15 protein-coding genes are annotated in these 14,535 nt (G+C 73.6%); 9 read left to right on the top strand and 6 right to left on the bottom strand.

Annotated features, from left to right (window positions below; all coding sequences use genetic code 11):
• The first annotated feature begins 17 nt into the window (after positions 1 to 17).
• From AC162C_RS07065 to AC162C_RS07050, 4 genes are read left to right on the top strand one after another with little or no spacing between them, the layout of a single operon-like run.
• Positions 18 to 1,100, top strand: coding sequence for a citrate synthase 2 (locus AC162C_RS07065; protein WP_484096932.1), 1,083 nt, complete (start codon positions 18 to 20; stop codon positions 1,098 to 1,100).
• A 24-nt stretch (positions 1,101 to 1,124) separates the two neighbouring features.
• Positions 1,125 to 1,622 carry a HEAT repeat domain-containing protein gene (locus AC162C_RS07060; RefSeq protein ID WP_462974026.1) on the top strand — a complete coding sequence of 166 codons (498 nt, stop codon included), beginning with the start codon at positions 1,125 to 1,127 and terminating at the stop codon, positions 1,620 to 1,622.
• A 9-nt stretch (positions 1,623 to 1,631) separates the two neighbouring features.
• On the top strand, positions 1,632 to 2,123 hold the full coding sequence (gene purE, locus AC162C_RS07055) for a 5-(carboxyamino)imidazole ribonucleotide mutase (protein ID WP_462974025.1): 492 nt from the start codon (positions 1,632 to 1,634) through the stop codon (positions 2,121 to 2,123).
• 40 nt (positions 2,124 to 2,163) lie between these two features.
• Positions 2,164 to 3,192 carry a 5-(carboxyamino)imidazole ribonucleotide synthase gene (locus AC162C_RS07050; protein ID WP_484096931.1) on the top strand — a complete coding sequence of 343 codons (1,029 nt, stop codon included), beginning with the start codon at positions 2,164 to 2,166 and terminating at the stop codon, positions 3,190 to 3,192.
• On the opposite strand, the gene AC162C_RS07045 is transcribed toward AC162C_RS07050, so the two are convergent.
• The 5 genes from AC162C_RS07045 to AC162C_RS07025 form a co-directional block, all read right to left on the bottom strand.
• Positions 3,173 to 3,940 carry a tyrosine-protein phosphatase gene (locus AC162C_RS07045; protein ID WP_484096930.1) on the bottom strand — a complete coding sequence of 256 codons (768 nt, stop codon included), beginning with the start codon at positions 3,938 to 3,940 and terminating at the stop codon, positions 3,173 to 3,175. The genes AC162C_RS07050 and AC162C_RS07045 overlap by 20 nt on opposite strands.
• Positions 3,941 to 3,992: 52 nt before the next feature.
• A complete protein-coding gene (locus AC162C_RS07040; protein ID WP_462974022.1) occupies positions 3,993 to 4,916 on the bottom strand; it encodes a tyrosine recombinase in 924 nt (307 codons plus the stop codon).
• A 41-nt stretch (positions 4,917 to 4,957) separates the two neighbouring features.
• Positions 4,958 to 5,653, bottom strand: a complete 696-nt coding sequence (locus tag AC162C_RS07035) for a TIGR01906 family membrane protein (protein ID WP_462974021.1) — start codon at positions 5,651 to 5,653, stop codon at positions 4,958 to 4,960.
• A gap of 41 nt (positions 5,654 to 5,694) precedes the next feature.
• On the bottom strand, positions 5,695 to 6,528 hold the full coding sequence (locus tag AC162C_RS07030) for a tyrosine-type recombinase/integrase (protein ID WP_462974968.1): 834 nt from the start codon (positions 6,526 to 6,528) through the stop codon (positions 5,695 to 5,697).
• Between the two features lie 94 nt (positions 6,529 to 6,622).
• Complete coding sequence (locus AC162C_RS07025; protein ID WP_462974019.1) at positions 6,623 to 7,531, bottom strand: bifunctional 5,10-methylenetetrahydrofolate dehydrogenase/5,10-methenyltetrahydrofolate cyclohydrolase; 909 nt, start codon at positions 7,529 to 7,531, stop codon at positions 6,623 to 6,625.
• A 46-nt stretch (positions 7,532 to 7,577) separates the two neighbouring features.
• Between AC162C_RS07025 and AC162C_RS07020 the strand changes: the two genes are divergently transcribed.
• Both AC162C_RS07020 and AC162C_RS07015 read left to right on the top strand, forming a co-directional pair.
• Positions 7,578 to 8,267, top strand: a complete 690-nt coding sequence (locus AC162C_RS07020) for an alpha/beta fold hydrolase (protein ID WP_484096929.1) — start codon at positions 7,578 to 7,580, stop codon at positions 8,265 to 8,267.
• Between the two features lie 4 nt (positions 8,268 to 8,271).
• Positions 8,272 to 8,865, top strand: coding sequence for a lysophospholipid acyltransferase family protein (locus tag AC162C_RS07015; RefSeq protein ID WP_484096928.1), 594 nt, complete (start codon positions 8,272 to 8,274; stop codon positions 8,863 to 8,865).
• A gap of 10 nt (positions 8,866 to 8,875) precedes the next feature.
• On the opposite strand, the gene AC162C_RS07010 is transcribed toward AC162C_RS07015, so the two are convergent.
• On the bottom strand, positions 8,876 to 9,919 hold the full coding sequence (locus tag AC162C_RS07010; RefSeq protein WP_462974965.1) for a DmpA family aminopeptidase: 1,044 nt from the start codon (positions 9,917 to 9,919) through the stop codon (positions 8,876 to 8,878).
• A gap of 104 nt (positions 9,920 to 10,023) precedes the next feature.
• Here AC162C_RS07010 and AC162C_RS07005 point away from each other — a divergent pair, with 104 nt between their 5' ends.
• The 3 genes from AC162C_RS07005 to AC162C_RS06995 form a co-directional block, all read left to right on the top strand.
• The gene (locus AC162C_RS07005; protein WP_484096927.1) at positions 10,024 to 11,850 is read left to right on the top strand and encodes an ABC transporter ATP-binding protein; all 1,827 of its coding nucleotides are present in this window, start codon (positions 10,024 to 10,026) and stop codon (positions 11,848 to 11,850) included.
• A 77-nt stretch (positions 11,851 to 11,927) separates the two neighbouring features.
• Positions 11,928 to 13,523, top strand: a complete 1,596-nt coding sequence (gene pckA, locus AC162C_RS07000) for a phosphoenolpyruvate carboxykinase (ATP) (RefSeq protein WP_484096926.1) — start codon at positions 11,928 to 11,930, stop codon at positions 13,521 to 13,523.
• 328 nt (positions 13,524 to 13,851) lie between these two features.
• A partial coding sequence (locus AC162C_RS06995; protein WP_484096925.1) for a hypothetical protein occupies positions 13,852 to 14,535 on the top strand: 684 nt, incomplete at its 3' end.

Raw genomic sequence — 14,535 nt, 5'->3', positions numbered from 1 at the left:
GTACCGTCCGACGGGCGATGAGCGACTTCACGCCAGGCCTCGAGGGGGTCGTCGCGTTCGAGACGGAGATCGCGGAGCCCGACCGCGACGGGGGCGCGCTGCGGTACCGCGGTGTCGACATCGAGGACCTCGTCGGCCTCGTGCCGTTCGAGAAGGTCTGGGGGCTGCTCGTCGACGGCGAGCTCGAGCCCGGGCTGCCGGCTGCCGAGCCGTACGAAGCGCTCGACCTGACGGGGCACACGCCGTCGGACCTGCAGATGACGACCGGGCGGCTCAGCGCCGAATGGGGCCTCGGGCAGCTGATCGATATCGACGACGCGCAGGCGACGGACGACCTCCGCCGCCTCTCCGCGGCGATGATCTCCGTGGTCGCCCAGTCCGCGCGCGTCGCCGACGGGCACGCCGATCGCATCCCCTTCGACGCCGTCGAGCAGGGCCGCACGACGGCGGAGCGCTTCCTCCTCGAGTGGCGCGGCGACGTCGATCCGAGGGCCGCGACGGCGATCGACACGTACTGGATCTGCACGGCCGAGCACGGGCTCAACGCCTCGACCTTCGTCGCCCGGATCTGCGCGTCGACCGGGGCGGACTGCGGGGCGATCCTCTCCTCGGCGGTGGGCGCGCTCTCCGGGCCCCTCCACGGGGGCGCTCCGGCGCGCGTGCTCCCCATGCTCGACGGCGCGGCCGAGGCCGAGAGCGTCGAGCGGTACGTCGCCGACCTCCTCGACCGCGGCGAGCGGCTGATGGGCTTCGGGCACCGCGTGTACCGCGCCGAGGACCCGCGCGCGCGCCTGCTGCGCGGGACCGCGAAGGAGCTCGGCTCGCCGCGCTTCGAGGTCGCCGAGGCGCTCGAGCAGGCGGCGCTCGCGGAGCTCGAGCGCCGCAAGCCCGACCGGGTGCTGGCGACGAACGTCGAGTTCTGGTCGGCCGTCGTTCTCGACGTCGCGGGCGTGCCGCCGCAGCTCGCGCCGGCGATGTTCGCCTGCTCCCGGACCGCCGGCTGGTCGGCCCACGTGCTCGAGCAGAAGCGCCTCGCGCGGCTCGTGCGACCGTCCGCGCGGTACGTCGGCCCCGGTCCTCGGTCGCTCGACTCCGTCTGAGCCGCGGGCAGCGCGTTGGCCGAGATGACCCTGGAACAGGCCGCGACGCTCGCGGACGAGTACGCGGCGCGTGGCCTGGAGAAGGAGCTCGCGCTCCTGCGGGCCACGTGGGACGACGAGATCGAGGCGGCGGCCCGCCATCCCGACTACCGCGTCCGCGCGCTCGCCTACCGCTCGCTCGCGCAGTTCCGCTTCCGCCAGAAGCTGGAGCTCCTGCGGCGCGGCCTCGACGACGAGAGCCCGGCGGCACGCGGATCCGCGTTGATCGCCCTCGAGGGCCTGTCGCGCGACCATCCCGGCGACGTGAACAAGTTCCGCGCGCTGCTCAACGAGATGGCAGCGCGTGACGCGAACGTCGCCGTCCGGCGCCTCGCCATCGTCTGCCTGAAGAACGGCACGCCCGCGGCCGACACGATCGGGCTGCTGCAGGGGATCGCGGGCGACGACGAGGAGGACGCCGATGTGCGCAAGACGGCCGCGTCGGTGGCGGCACTGCTGGTGAAACGCTCGCGCGCGAAGTAGGTTCACGGCATGGCCACAGCGCTCGTCGGCGTGATCATGGGCTCCCGCTCCGACTGGGAGACGATGCGACACGCCGTGGAGACGCTCGAGGCGCTCGACGTGCCGCACGAGACGCGGATCGTGTCCGCGCACCGCACCCCCGACCTCCTCTTCGAGTACGCAGCGTCCGCGGAGGAGCGGGGGCTGCAGGTGATCGTCGCCGGTGCCGGCGGCGCCGCCCACCTGCCCGGCATGACGGCCGCGAAGACGCCGCTGCCCGTGCTCGGCGTCCCCGTCGAGTCGAAGGCACTGTCGGGCATCGACTCCCTGCTCTCGATCGTGCAGATGCCGGCGGGCGTGCCCGTGGGGACGCTCGCGGTGGGGCGCGCCGGGGCCGTGAACGCGGCGTTGCTCGCGGCGGCGATCGTCGCCCGCTCCGATCCGGCGCTCGCCGAGCGCGTTCGCGCGTTCCGCGCCGCCCAGACGCAGGCGGTGCTCGACGATCCCGACCCGGCGGCCTGACCCCGACCCGCCGCGCGGTGGCGAGCCGTTGGGACACGCGATGACCGTCGTCGGCTGCATCGGCGGAGGGCAGCTCGGGCGGATGCTCGCGCTCGCGGGGATCCCGCTCGGCCTGCGCTTCCGCTTCCTCGACCCGGGCCCAGACGCCTGCGCGGCGGCGGTCGGCGAGCTCGTCGTGGGGCCGTACGACGACCCGGACGCCCTCGACCGTCTCGCCGACGGGGCCGCCGTCGTCACGTACGAGTTCGAGAACGTCCCCGTCGGGGCGGCGGAGCGGGTGGGCGCGCTGCCCGGCCCCGTCGCGCTCCGGGAGGGGCAGGACCGGCTGCGCGAGAAGGAGCTGTTCACGCGTCTCGGCATCCCGACGGCCCGGTTCGGCAGCGTCGAGGCCGTCGGCCTCCCCGCGCTCGTGAAGAAGCGGCGCCTCGGCTACGACGGCAAGGGGCAGCGGCTCGCGGAGACGGTCGAGCCCCTCGCCGAGGACGAGCTCGCCGAGGAGCTCGTGCCCTTCGACCGTGAGCTGTCGATCGTGGCCGTGCGCGGCCGGGACGGCGCCACGCGGTTCTGGCCAGTGGCCGAGAACGTCCACCGCGACGGGGTCCTGCGCGTCTCCCGCGCCCCCGCGCCCGGGGCGCCGCAGGCGGAGGCGGAGGCGATCGCGGCGAGGCTGCTCGACGAGCTCGGATACGTCGGCGTGCTCGCGGTCGAGCTCTTCGAGGTCGATGGGCGCCTGCTCGCGAACGAGTTCGCGCCGCGCGTCCACAACACCGGGCACTGGACGATCGACGGAGCGGTGACGAGCCAGTTCGAGAACCACCTGCGCGCCGTGCTCGGCTGGCCGCTCGGGCCGACCGACGCGATCGCGCCCAGCGTGATGGTCAACCTCCTCGGCGACCTGCCCTCGCTCCCGCGCCTGCTCGAGCTCGGTGCGCACGTGCACGTGTACGGCAAGGAGCCGAGGCAGGGACGCAAGCTCGGGCACGCGACCCTCGTCGGCGCCGACGACGAGACGGTCGCGGAGGCCGCGCGCCTCGCGGACGCGGCCGCGTCTAGCGGCTCGGGCGCCTGAGCAGCCCGCGACGCCGCCGGTGGCGGACGCGCGGCCGGAGCGGCACGTCCTCGCCCGCGAGCAGTGCGGCGGGGACGTCCTCGCACATCCACCGGGCGAGGGCCGGGTCGCCGAGGGCCTCACGGGCCGCGGACATCCCCGCACGGCGCACCTGGGGGGCGTGTGCGTCCGAGGCCACGACGTGCGCGAGACGGAGGTCGATCAGCTCGTGGGCGCACTCCTGGGCACGCCTGCCCAGGCGGCCGTCGATGGACGCGGCCGTGAGCTGGACGACGGCCCCGTCGTTGACGACGTGCTCGAGGCGGCCCGGCATCGCCTGGACGTCCGCGTTTCGCTCGGGGTGCGCGATCACGGGCACGACGCCGTCTCGCAGCAGCCCGTCGCACAGCGAGGCGAGCTCCAGCGGCCACCCGTAGTACGGGAACTCGAGGAGGAGCAGCCGGGCGTTCCCGCCGAGGCCGAAGCGTGCACGCTCCTCGTACGAGAGGCGCGGCACCTGCTCGAGCGCGATCTCGCCGCCGCCGCGGACCTCGAGCTCGATCCCCTCGTCCTCGACCGCCGAGCGAACCTCGCGCAGCCGACGCTCCATCACGCCCGGTGTCGTCGGCCAGTCCTCGCGCACGTGCGGGGTCGCACAGACGATGCGGACGCCGTCCGCGGCCATCGTCCGGGCCATCTCGATACTTCCGGCGATCGTGTCGGGCCCGTCGTCGACGGCGGGCAGCAGGTGGGTGTGGAGATCGATCACGGTGCTCTCGTCGACGGCCGGGTGTCTCGCATCCGTCGCACCGCCGAGCTGCTCAGGCGCTCTCGTCCTTCGCGGGACGCGGGCGATCGGGTCGGCGACGCGCGTGCGGGTGCGCGCGGAAGTATGTCTCGCGTCGGCGCCGGTCGGAGACGTGGGTGTAGCGCTCCGTGGTCGACAGGTCGGCGTGGCCGAGCATCTCCTGGACGCTGCGGAGGTCTGCGCCACCCTCGAGCAGGTGCGTCGCGAACGAGTGCCGCAGCAGGTGCGGATGGACGCGCTCCGGCTCGAGCCCGGCCCGGTCGGCGAGGCGGCGGAGGATCAGGAACGCGCCGGCCCGGGTGAGGGCGCCGCCGCGAACGTTCAGGAAGAGGTCGGGTCGATGGCGCCGGTCGAGGTGGGGCCGGCCGAGCGCGAGGTACCGGCGGAGCGCGTCTGCCGCCGGCCGACCGACGGGGACGATCCGCTCCTTGCCGCCCTTCCCGAGGACGCGGACGATGCGCTGCTCGAGGTCGACCGACGCCTTGACGAGGCCGAGCGCCTCCGACACGCGCAGCCCGGCGCCGTACAGGAGCTCGACGAGCGCGCGATCGCGCAGCGTCCGGGGCTGCGTGCCGGTCGCCGCGTCGATCAGCCGCTCGGTCTCCGCCGGGGAGAGCGCCCGCGGCAGCGTGCGTGGGCGCCTCGGCGGGCGCACCTCGGCCGCGGGGTTGTCGGCCCGGGCGCCCACGAGCACCTGGTGACGGAAGAAGGAACGCACCGCGGCGAGGCGACGCGCCGCCGTGGAGTGGGCGAGGCCGTCGGCGCGCATCGACGCGAGCCAGCGCTCGAGATCCACGGGGTCGGCGCTCGCGACCGGTGCGTCGAGGAAGACGCGGAGCTTCGTCAGGTCACGGCGGTACGCGTCGACGGTGCGGGGCGACCGCTGCGCTGCGAGCACGAGCAGGAAGCTCTCGACATCGGGGTCGTGGGTCGGCACGGGCGCGACGGACGGATTCTCCGCCGCGCGCCGTGCTCCTCTCACGCGGGGCGGTCGGAGGGCGGCCGGACGAGCCGGAGCCAGAGGCCGGCTGCGATCCAGACGAGCACGGCGAGCGCGACGGTGAGGCCGGCGATCCACCCGGCGACGCCCATCCAGAACGCGTCCGGGTAGAGCCGGATGAGCGTGTCCGTGACCGGGAACCGCCACGTGTCGCCCTCGAAGAACAGCTCGTGGAAGCGGGTGAAGAAGGCGTCCCACGCCACGAGCATGACCACGCCGAGCACGGCGGCGATCCCGACCGACGCGAGCACGCCCCACCGCAGCCCCCGGGGGACGATCGCTCGTGTCGAGGGCCGGAAGGCGAGGGCGGCCGTGGCCACGGCGAGCGCGACGGCCGCCCACAGCTGGAACGAGAGCAACGCGCCCACGAGGTCGCGGACGTCCTGCATGTGCACGATCTCGGGCTCGGTGAACGCGGGCTCACCGTCGGGGAGCCGCGCCTCGCGCAGGAGCTCCACCCCCCGGGAGCCCGGGGTGATCGCCTCGAGCCCGGTGAGCGCGAGCGCCGTCCGCTCGTCGCGGTCGAGCCCGTAGCGATCCTCGGGCACACCGCCTGCGGCGTACTCGAAGCGGACGATCCAGTCGTCGAGCACGATCCGCAGGCTCGTCGTCACGAGCAACGGCAGCACGAGGGCGGCGACGACGATCGACGCGGCGGTGTGGACACGGCGCATCGGCCCAGTATGGCCGGGCGCGGCCCGGTTCCACGCGCCCGCTACGAGCGCGGGTGCGAGCGGTCGTAGACGCGCCGTAGCCGGCGCGCGTCGACGTGGCTGTAGACCTGCGTCGTCGAGAGCGACGCGTGGCCGAGCAGCTCCTGGATCGTGCGCAGGTCGGCGCCGCCCTCGAGCAGGTGGGTCGCATACCCGTGGCGCAGCCGGTGCGGGTTGCGGACGAGCCGTCGGAGGACGCTCGTGTCGAGCCGGTTGCCGCGGGCCGACAGGAAGAGCGCGTCGCACGCCCCGCGCGCGAGCTGCGGCCGGCCGTCGCGGAGGTAGAGGGCGAGCAGGGCGGCAGCTTCCTCGCCGAGCGGCACGACGCGCTCCTTGCCGCCCTTGCCGCGCACGTGGACGACCTCCCGGTCGAAGTCGACGTCGCCCAGGTCGAGTGCGACCGCCTCGGCGCTGCGGAGCCCGCACGAGTAGACGAGCTCGACGAGCGCCCGATCACGCGTTCCGAGCGGGCCGTCCCGGTCGAGCCCGTCGACGAGGGCCTCGACCTCGGACAGGCGGGGGACGTCCGGCAGCCTGCGGGGACGGCGCGGTGCCAGCGCCGCCTCGGGGACGTGCTCGGCCCCGCGTGTGAACCGGAGGAGCGACCGCACCGCCGACAGCCGGCGGGCGATCGTCGCGGGCGCGAGGCCGCGGCGGGCCCGTCCGAGCTCGGCGGTGTAGGCGGCGAGGGCCCGCGTGTCGACGGCGTCCAGGGCGATCCCGCCGTCGTCGAGCCAGCCCGCGAAGTCCCGCAGGTCGGAGCGGTACGCACGCCGCGTCGCCTCGCTCAGCCCGGGGCTCGAGAGGAACCGGTCGACGGCGGCCTGCGTCTCCACGGTCACGGGTTCGCGCCCGGGGTCGGTCGGTCCTGCCGCGGCGCGGTGCGCGGTGCGCGCGGGTGCCGCCCCCGGGTGCGGCTCGTGAGCGGCGTCAGCGGTCGATCGCTGCACGCAGGCGCGCGGCGCGAACGGTGTTCGAGAGCAGGAACACGTCGGTGATCGGGCCGACACCGCCCGGCACCGGGGACACGGCCTCGGCGACCTCGGCCACGGAGTCGAAGTCGACGTCGCCGACGAGGTGCACCCTGCCCGTCGCCGGGTCCGTCTCGGGGTTGATCCCGACGTCGATCACGATCGCCCCCGGCTTCACCATCGCCGCGGTGACGAGGCGCGGGACGCCGGCGGCGACGACGAGGATGTCGGCGCGGCGCGCATGCTCCTCGAGCCGTCCGGCCTCCGCGGTGTGGTGGTGGGCGCTGACGACGGTCGCGTTCCGCGCGAGACCGAGCCAGAGGGCCGGCTTGCCGACGTTGTTCGAGCGGCCGACGAGGACGAGGTCGAGGCCGTTGTAGAACGACGCGGGGTCGCGTCCCGTCGACTCGACGTACCGGTCGAGCATCCAGAACACGGAGGCCGGTGTCGACGGGACGAAGCGCGGCTGCCCGAGCGCGAGGAGCCCGGCGTTGTCCGGGTGCACCGCCTCGATGTCCTTCAGCGGGTCGAGCGTCCGGTACACGTCCCCCTCGTCGACCTGTGGCGGCAGCGGTCGCAGGACGAGGACCCCCGACACGCGGGGGTCGGCGTTGAGCTTGCCGACCGCCGCGAGGACGTCGGCCTGGGCGGCGTCGGCCGGAAGGTGCTCGGAGGCGAAGCGGCACCCGAGCTCCTCGGTCAGCCGGCGCACGCGACGCTCGTACGCGATCGACGCGTAGTCGTCCCCCACGAGGACGGTGGCGAGCCCCGGCGCCACCCCCTCGTCGGCGAGTGCCGCGGCGTCCGCCTCGACCGAGGCCCGCAGCTCCTCTGCGAGCCGGTCGCCGTCGATCACGTGGGCCGTCACGCCCTCACCCTATCCCGGCACCGTGCTCGTCCGGCACGATTCGGGGGTGAGCGCCGCCCCCGCGTCACCGCCCTCGCTCGTGGAGCTCGACACGGGCGCCGAAGCGCGCCTTCGCAACCCCGGGGGCGACCTCGCCGCGGTCCTCGTCAACGGCGGCACGGCCCGGCCCCTGCCGGGGACGTGGAGCGCGACGAGCGAGCTCCTCGCGGAGGAGCTCGGCCCGCGCTTCCCGGGCATCCGCTTCCTCGAGGTGCGCTACCGCGTCAAGACGTGGAAGGCGCTCGAGTCCTGCATGGCCGACGCGGCCGCGGCGATCGACCACCTCGTCGCCACCGGTGCCCGGTCCACCCTCCTGATCGGCTTCTCCATGGGCGGAGCCGTCGCGGTCGGGATCGCCGAGCGGCCGCGGGTCGCCGGCGTGCTCGGGCTCGCGCCGTGGATCCCCGACGAGCTCTCGGTCGACGGGCTCCGCGGCAAGCGGCTCGACGTCGTCCACGGCGCGTGGGACCGGTACCTGCCCGGGATCCCCGGTGTCAGCCCGGCCAGCTCCCGCGTCGGGTTCGAGCGGGCCCGGGCCGCGGGCTCCGAGGGCACGTACACGCTGATCTCCCGCGGGCTCCACGGCGCTGCCCTGCGGCGGCGCTCCGGAGAGCTCGTGCGGCTGCCCCGCTGGCGTGCCTGGCTCGACCACACCGCCGCCGCGCTCGCCCGCTTCCAGGCCGTCTCGTCGGTCTGACCTGGTGACGCCGTACCGCGCAGTCAGGCTCGTCGTGCGGCCGACGATGCAGGTCGTCTACCGCCTGGAGGTCGCGGGCGCCGAGCACGTCCCTGCGAGCGGCGGCGTGGTCGTCGTCGCGAACCACCTCTCCGCTCTCGACCCGTTCGTGCTCGGGAGCGCGGTGCCACGCGACCTGTGCTTCATGGCGAAGGCGGAGCTCTGGCGCGTGCGGCTCGTCGGCCGCCTCGTCGAGGCGCTCGGCGGCTTCCCCGTCGACCGCGGGCGCGGCGACCGGGACGCGGTCGAGCGCGCCGTCGAGCTCACGTGCACCGGTCGTGCGGGCGCGCTCTTCCCCCAGGGGCGCGTCCGCTCCGAGGGCGTCTGGCACCGGGGGGCGGCGCGCGTCGCCCTGCGCACGGGGGCGCCGATCGTCCCCGTGCGCCTGTTCGACACCGACCGCGCGCTCGCCGGGCGCCGTCTCGGCCTCTCGCGGCTGCGGGTCGCGATCGGCGAGCCGATCCCCGTCGCGTCGGAGAGCCCGACGGTCGCCGTCGCGCGCGCGCTCACGGCCCGTGTGCGCGAGGCGGTGGAGGCGCTCCCCGACCCCGCAGCGTGAGCGGCGCGCGTCAGCGGAGCACGCCGAACGGGCGCAGCGTCTCGGCGAGCCGCTCCGCCCCGAGCGCATGGGCCGTCCGCCCGCCGGCGCCGGTCATCGTCTCGGCGGCGAGGAGCGCGTTGACGATCGCCTCCTCGGTCGCCTCGATCGTCGCGTAGAGGAGCTCGTTCACGAGGTCGAGCCGCACCATGTGCAGCGCGGAGAGGGGCGCGTCGCCGACGAGGCCCCGGTTTCCCGTCGCGAAGCAGAGGAAGAGGTCGCCGCTCGAGATCTCCCCGGCGCCGCCGAGCCGGGCGACGCCGAGGGCCGCCCGCTGCGCGAGCGCGTCGCACTGCCCCGGGAGGAGCGGTGCGTCGGTCGCCACGATCCCGATGATCGACCCTGCGCCCTCTGCGGCCTGCGCACCGGGGAGCGGGACGAGGTCGGGCCCGAGCAGCGTCCCGACGCGCACACCCTCGATCGTCAGCCGCTCCCGCGCACCGTGGTTCGCCTGGACGAGCACGCCGACGGAGGTCGGCCTGCCGGCGACCTCGACCACTCTCGAGGCGGTGCCGGTGCCGCCCTTGAAGCCGTGGCAGATCATCCCCGTGCCCCCGCCGGCGTTGCCCTCGGTCACCGGGCCGTCGTGCGCGTGGGCGAGCGCCGCCGAGACGTGCTCGGGCGTCACCCGCTGCGCGCGGATGTCGTTGAGCACGCCGTCCCACGTCTCGCCGACGACGGGGAGCGCCCAGTCGTCGAGCGTGGGAGGGTTGGCGGTCGCGATCGTGTCGCGCACGACGCCGACCGAGAACGTGTTGGTGATCGCGACCGGCGTCGTCAGCATCCCGCACTCGCGGATCCACTCGAGCCCGGTGAGCTCCCCGTTGCCGTTCAACCGGTGACACCCGGCGAACAGCGGCTCCGGAGGCGGGAGGACGACCGTGACGCCGGTGCGCACGTCGTCGCCCTCCACGACCGTCGTCATCCCGACGCGGACGCCCTCGACGTCGGTGATCGCGTTCCCCGGACCGGGCGCGCGTGACCCGATCTCGAGGCCGATGTCGCGTGCGCGCATCGGCGGTGTTCTACGCGCCGCCGCGGACGACACGCTCGGCGCGGCCGGCGAGCGATCGGGCGGGGCGCTGACGGCGGAGCGCCGGAGCAGGCACCCTGTTCACCATGCCGGGCCGCCGCTTCGAGTCGTTCACGCCGCAGGACGCACCCGAGCGGCCTGCCGACCCCGCGGTGCGGAAGGCGAACCTGCGCCGCATCGTCGGTCTCTTCAGGCCCTACCGGCGCCGCCTCTCGGGCGTCTCGGCGCTGATCGTCGTGTCCGCGCTCCTGGCGACGATCCCGGCGTTCCTGCTGCGCGAGGTGCTCGACGTCGCGATCCCCGACGGGAACGTCCGCCTGCTCACGGCGCTCGTCGCCGGCATGGTGGCGATCCCGGTCGCCACGGGCGTGCTCGGTGTCTGGCAGACGCTGCTCTCGAACCAGGTCGGGCAGAGCGTGATGCACGACCTGCGCACCGCGGTCTACCGGCACCTGCAGCGGCTCTCGCTCGCGTTCTTCACCCGGACGCGCACCGGCGAGGTGCAGAGCCGCATCGCGAACGACATCGGCGGCATCGAGAACGTCGTCACGTCGACCGCCACCTCGGTGCTCTCGAACGTGACGACCGTGCTCGCGACGGTCTTCGCGATGGTGCTGCTCGACTGGCGCCTCGCGGTGTTCGCGCTCGCGCTGCTCCCGCTGTTCGTCTGGTTGACGAAGCGGGTGGGGGAGCAGCGCAAGAAGGTCACCGCCGAGCGCCAGGCATCGCTCGCGGACGTCTCGGCGATCGTGCAGGAGTCGCTGTCCGTCTCCGGGATCCTGCTCGGCAAGACGATGGGACGGACGGCCGACCTCGCGGAGCGGTTCTCCGCGGAGTCGGAGCGCCTCGCCGCGCTCGAGGTGCGCTCGAGGATGACGGGTCGCTGGATGATGGCCGCGATCCAGACGACGTTCGCGGTGATGCCCGCGCTCGTCTACTGGTTCGCCGGCTTCACGATCGCGCGCGGCTGGGACACGATCACCCTCGGCACCGTCGTCGCCTTCACCACCCTGCAGACGCGGCTCTTCTTCCCGATCGGGAGCCTGCTCGGGGTGCAGATCGACGTCCAGGCCTCGCTCGCGCTGTTCGACCGCATCTTCGAGTACCTCGACGAGCCGGTCGACATCGTCGAGGGCGACCGGGAGCTGCCCGCGCCGCGCGGGGAGGTGCGGCTCGAGCGCGTCTGGTTCCGCTACGACGACGCGCAGTGGACCCTGCAGGACGTCGGGTTCACGGTCGCGCCTGGCACGAAGACGGCGCTCGTCGGCGAGACGGGCTCCGGCAAGACGACGTGCGCGTACCTCGTCGCGCGCCTCTACGACGCCACCGAGGGTCGGGTGGCGATCGACGGCGTCGACGTGCGCGACCTCGGGTTCGACGCGCTGGCGGCGGCCGTCGGCGTCGTCTCCCAGGAGACCTACCTCTTCCACGCGACGGTTCGGGAGAACCTCCGCTTCGCGCAGCCGGAGGCGACCGACGAGGAGGTCGAGGACGCGGCGCGGGCGGCCCAGATCCACGAGCTCGTCTCCACGCTCCCCGACGGCTACGAGACGGTCGTCGGCGAGCGCGGCTACCGGTTCTCGGGCGGCGAGAAGCAGCGGATCGCGATCGCCAGGACGCTGCTCCGCAACCCGCCGATCCTCGTCCTCGACGAGGCGACCTCGTCGCTCGACACGCAGACGGAGCGTGCCGTGCAGGCTGCCCTCGAGCGGCTCTCCGAGGGGCGCACGACGATCGCGATCGCCCACCGGCTGTCGACGGTGCGGGACGCCGACCAGATCGTCGTCCTCGACCGCGGCCGCGTCGTCGAGACCGGGACGCACGAGGAGCTGCTCGCGTCGGGAGGCCGCTACGCAGAGCTCGTCTCGCGGGACGCGGACGTGACCCCGCTCGAGGGAGAGCCGGTGCACTGACGGTTGACGCTGCCATGTCACGCGCGGAGGCACTACCGTGCGCGTGACACCAACGACGACCCGGGAGAGGACGCGGGATGACGACGACACACGATGCGGTAGCACTCGAGCAGCACGGCATCGCTGCGACCGGCAACGTCGTCCACAACCCCACGACCTCGCAGCTCTACGAGGCCGCCCTGCGCAGCGGCGCGCGCCTCGCCGAGGGCGGCCCGCTCGTCGTCGACACGGGCCGGTACACCGGTCGCTCGCCGAAGGACAAGTTCGTCGTCGACGAGCCGGGATCGCGGGAGCGCATCTGGTGGGGGAGCGTGAACCAGCCGCTCCCGGAGGAGCGGTACGACCCGCTGCGCGCGAAGGTGACCGCCTACCTGTCGGCGCAGGAGACGCTGTACGTCGTGGACGCGTTCGCCGGCGCCGACCCGGAGCACCGGATCGGCGTCCGCGTCGTGACCGCGAGCCCGTACCACGCGCTGTTCGCGTCGACGATGTTCATCGTGCCGGCGGCGGACGAGCTCGCGGGCCACGTTCCCGACGCGGTCGTGCTGCACGCGCCCGAGGTGGAGGCCGAGCCCGACGTGGACGGCACGCGGACGGGAACGTTCATCGTGCTCCACCCGTCGCGCACCGAGGTCCTGATCGGCGGCACGTTCTACGGCGGGGAGATCAAGAAGTCGATCTTCACCGTGATGAACGACCGCCTGCCGCTCGAGGACGTATTCCCGATGCACTGCTCGGCGAACATCGGCGACGACGGCGACGTCGCGCTCTTCTTCGGCCTCTCGGGGACGGGCAAGACGACGCTCTCGGCCGACCCCGATCGTCAGCTGATCGGCGACGACGAGCACGGGTGGGGCACGGGCGGCGTCTTCAACGTCGAGGGCGGCTGCTACGCGAAGGTGATCCGGCTCTCCGCGGACGCCGAGCCGGACATCCACCGGACGACGCGCACCTACGGGACGATCCTCGAGAACGTCGTCATCGACGACCGCGGCGTGCTCGACCTCGACGACGACTCGAAGACCGAGAACACGCGGGCCGCCTACCGGCTCGAGCAGATCCCGAACGCCCTGCCGGCGAAGATGGCCGGGCACCCGCGCAACGTCGTCTTCCTCACCGCCGACGCGTTCGGGATCCTGCCTCCCCTCGCGCGCCTCACACGCGAGCAGGCGATGTACTGGTTCCTGTCGGGCTTCACGGCGAAGCTCGCGGGCACCGAGATCGGCGTCACCGAGCCGCAACCGACCTTCTCCACGTGCTTCGGCGCCCCATTCCTGCCGCAGCGGCCGTCGGTCTACGCGGGCATGCTCGGCGCGAAGCTCGAGGAGCACCCGCACGTCAACGTGTGGCTCGTGAACACCGGCTGGACGGGCGGCTCGTTCGGCGAGGGCCACCGGATGCCGATCAAGGCGACCCGCGCGCTGCTCCACGCGGCGCTCTCCGGCAACCTCGACGCCGTCGAGTACCGGATCGACCCGGTCTTCGGCTTCGAGGTGCCGCTCGCGTGCCCGGGGGTCGACGACGGCCTGCTCGACCCGCGCTCCACGTGGGGCGACCCGGCGGCGTACGACGCGCAGGCGGCCGAGCTCGCGGCGATGTTCCGTGCGAACTTCGAGGAGAAGTTCGCCGCCGACGTCGGCCCGGAGATCGCCGCCGCCGGCCCGCGCCGGTAGCCAACCGCGCCGGGAGCGCCTCACTCCCAGAGACGCGCCAGCAGCTCGTCGGCCGTGGAGAGCTGGCGACCGCGCGGGTGGCCTCGCCTCGAGGAGGCGGGAGCTTCGTCGAGCACCGCGTGCGAGCCGTCCAGGGTGGCGCGTGCTGAACGAGCGGTTCGGCGCGGGCGCGCAACGCGTGGGAGACACGGCTCTCGTCTGGCCCTCCTAGCCTGGACTTGCCACGTGTCTTCTGTTACAAAGCACATGCTATGACGTTCAGTATTTTCGATCAGACGTTGGCGACGCGGTGCGCCGAAGCGGCCGTGATCGCCAGAAAGGTGGGGGTATGACCTGCTGTGTCGGCCGTCTCCGGGTTGCGCTGATCGTTGTGCTGTCGGCGCTCGCCCTGTCGGCCTCCGCGCTCGCGGATCAGAGCTACACCGATGGGGCCAACGACGCCGGCTCCGGGACGGACATCCGCAACCTGACGGTCCGCACCGATGCGTCCGGCGGCCTCATCAGCTTCCAGATCGCCTCGGCGAGCCCGACCGTCGCCAACCATGCGATCGCCGTGTTCATCGACACGGACAAGAACCAGTCGACCGGAGGAGACGGCGACGAGGTGTTCATGCTGGCAGGGCCCCTCGTCGGAGGGTACTTCGCCAGCTGGAACGGCTCCGACTTCGTGCCGTCCTCGCCGTCCGGGTTTTCCGTAGGAGGAGCCGGCACCAACGTGACGGAGTTCCGGGTCCCGCGGTCGGCGCTCGGGAACGTGGCGAGCTTCAACTTCGTCGCCGTGAGCCTGAGCATCGATGAGAGCTCGGCGGGCATCGAGTTCAACTTCTGGGATGCCGCGCCAGACCGTGGGTACTTCACCTACGACGTCGTCTCGTACCAGTGCTCGAACGGCAAGGACGACGACGGTGACGGCAAGGTCGACAGCGCGGATCTCGGCTGCTCGGGCACGACCGACGACGACGAGAGCGACGATCCCGTCACGGTGAATCTCAGCAAGGCGAAGACCGTGCCC

The organism is Gaiella sp. (assembly GCF_057140465.1).
This window is presented reverse-complemented; position numbering and strand designations above follow the sequence as displayed.

What these genes read in the sequence shown, in the direction of transcription:
- pckA (WP_484096926.1), top strand. Translation starts at nt 11,928, where the DNA reads ATGACGACGACACACGATGCGGTAGCACTCGAGCAGCACGGCATCGCT.
- AC162C_RS07050 (WP_484096931.1), top strand. Translation starts at nt 2,164, where the DNA reads ATGACCGTCGTCGGCTGCATCGGCGGAGGGCAGCTCGGGCGGATGCTC.
- AC162C_RS07065 (WP_484096932.1), top strand. Translation starts at nt 18, where the DNA reads ATGAGCGACTTCACGCCAGGCCTCGAGGGGGTCGTCGCGTTCGAGACG.
- purE (WP_462974025.1), top strand. Translation starts at nt 1,632, where the DNA reads ATGGCCACAGCGCTCGTCGGCGTGATCATGGGCTCCCGCTCCGACTGG.
- AC162C_RS07010 (WP_462974965.1), bottom strand. Translation starts at nt 9,919, where the DNA reads ATGCGCGCACGCGACATCGGCCTCGAGATCGGGTCACGCGCGCCCGGT.
- AC162C_RS07005 (WP_484096927.1), top strand. Translation starts at nt 10,024, where the DNA reads ATGCCGGGCCGCCGCTTCGAGTCGTTCACGCCGCAGGACGCACCCGAG.
- AC162C_RS07035 (WP_462974021.1), bottom strand. Translation starts at nt 5,653, where the DNA reads ATGCGCCGTGTCCACACCGCCGCGTCGATCGTCGTCGCCGCCCTCGTG.
- AC162C_RS07060 (WP_462974026.1), top strand. Translation starts at nt 1,125, where the DNA reads ATGACCCTGGAACAGGCCGCGACGCTCGCGGACGAGTACGCGGCGCGT.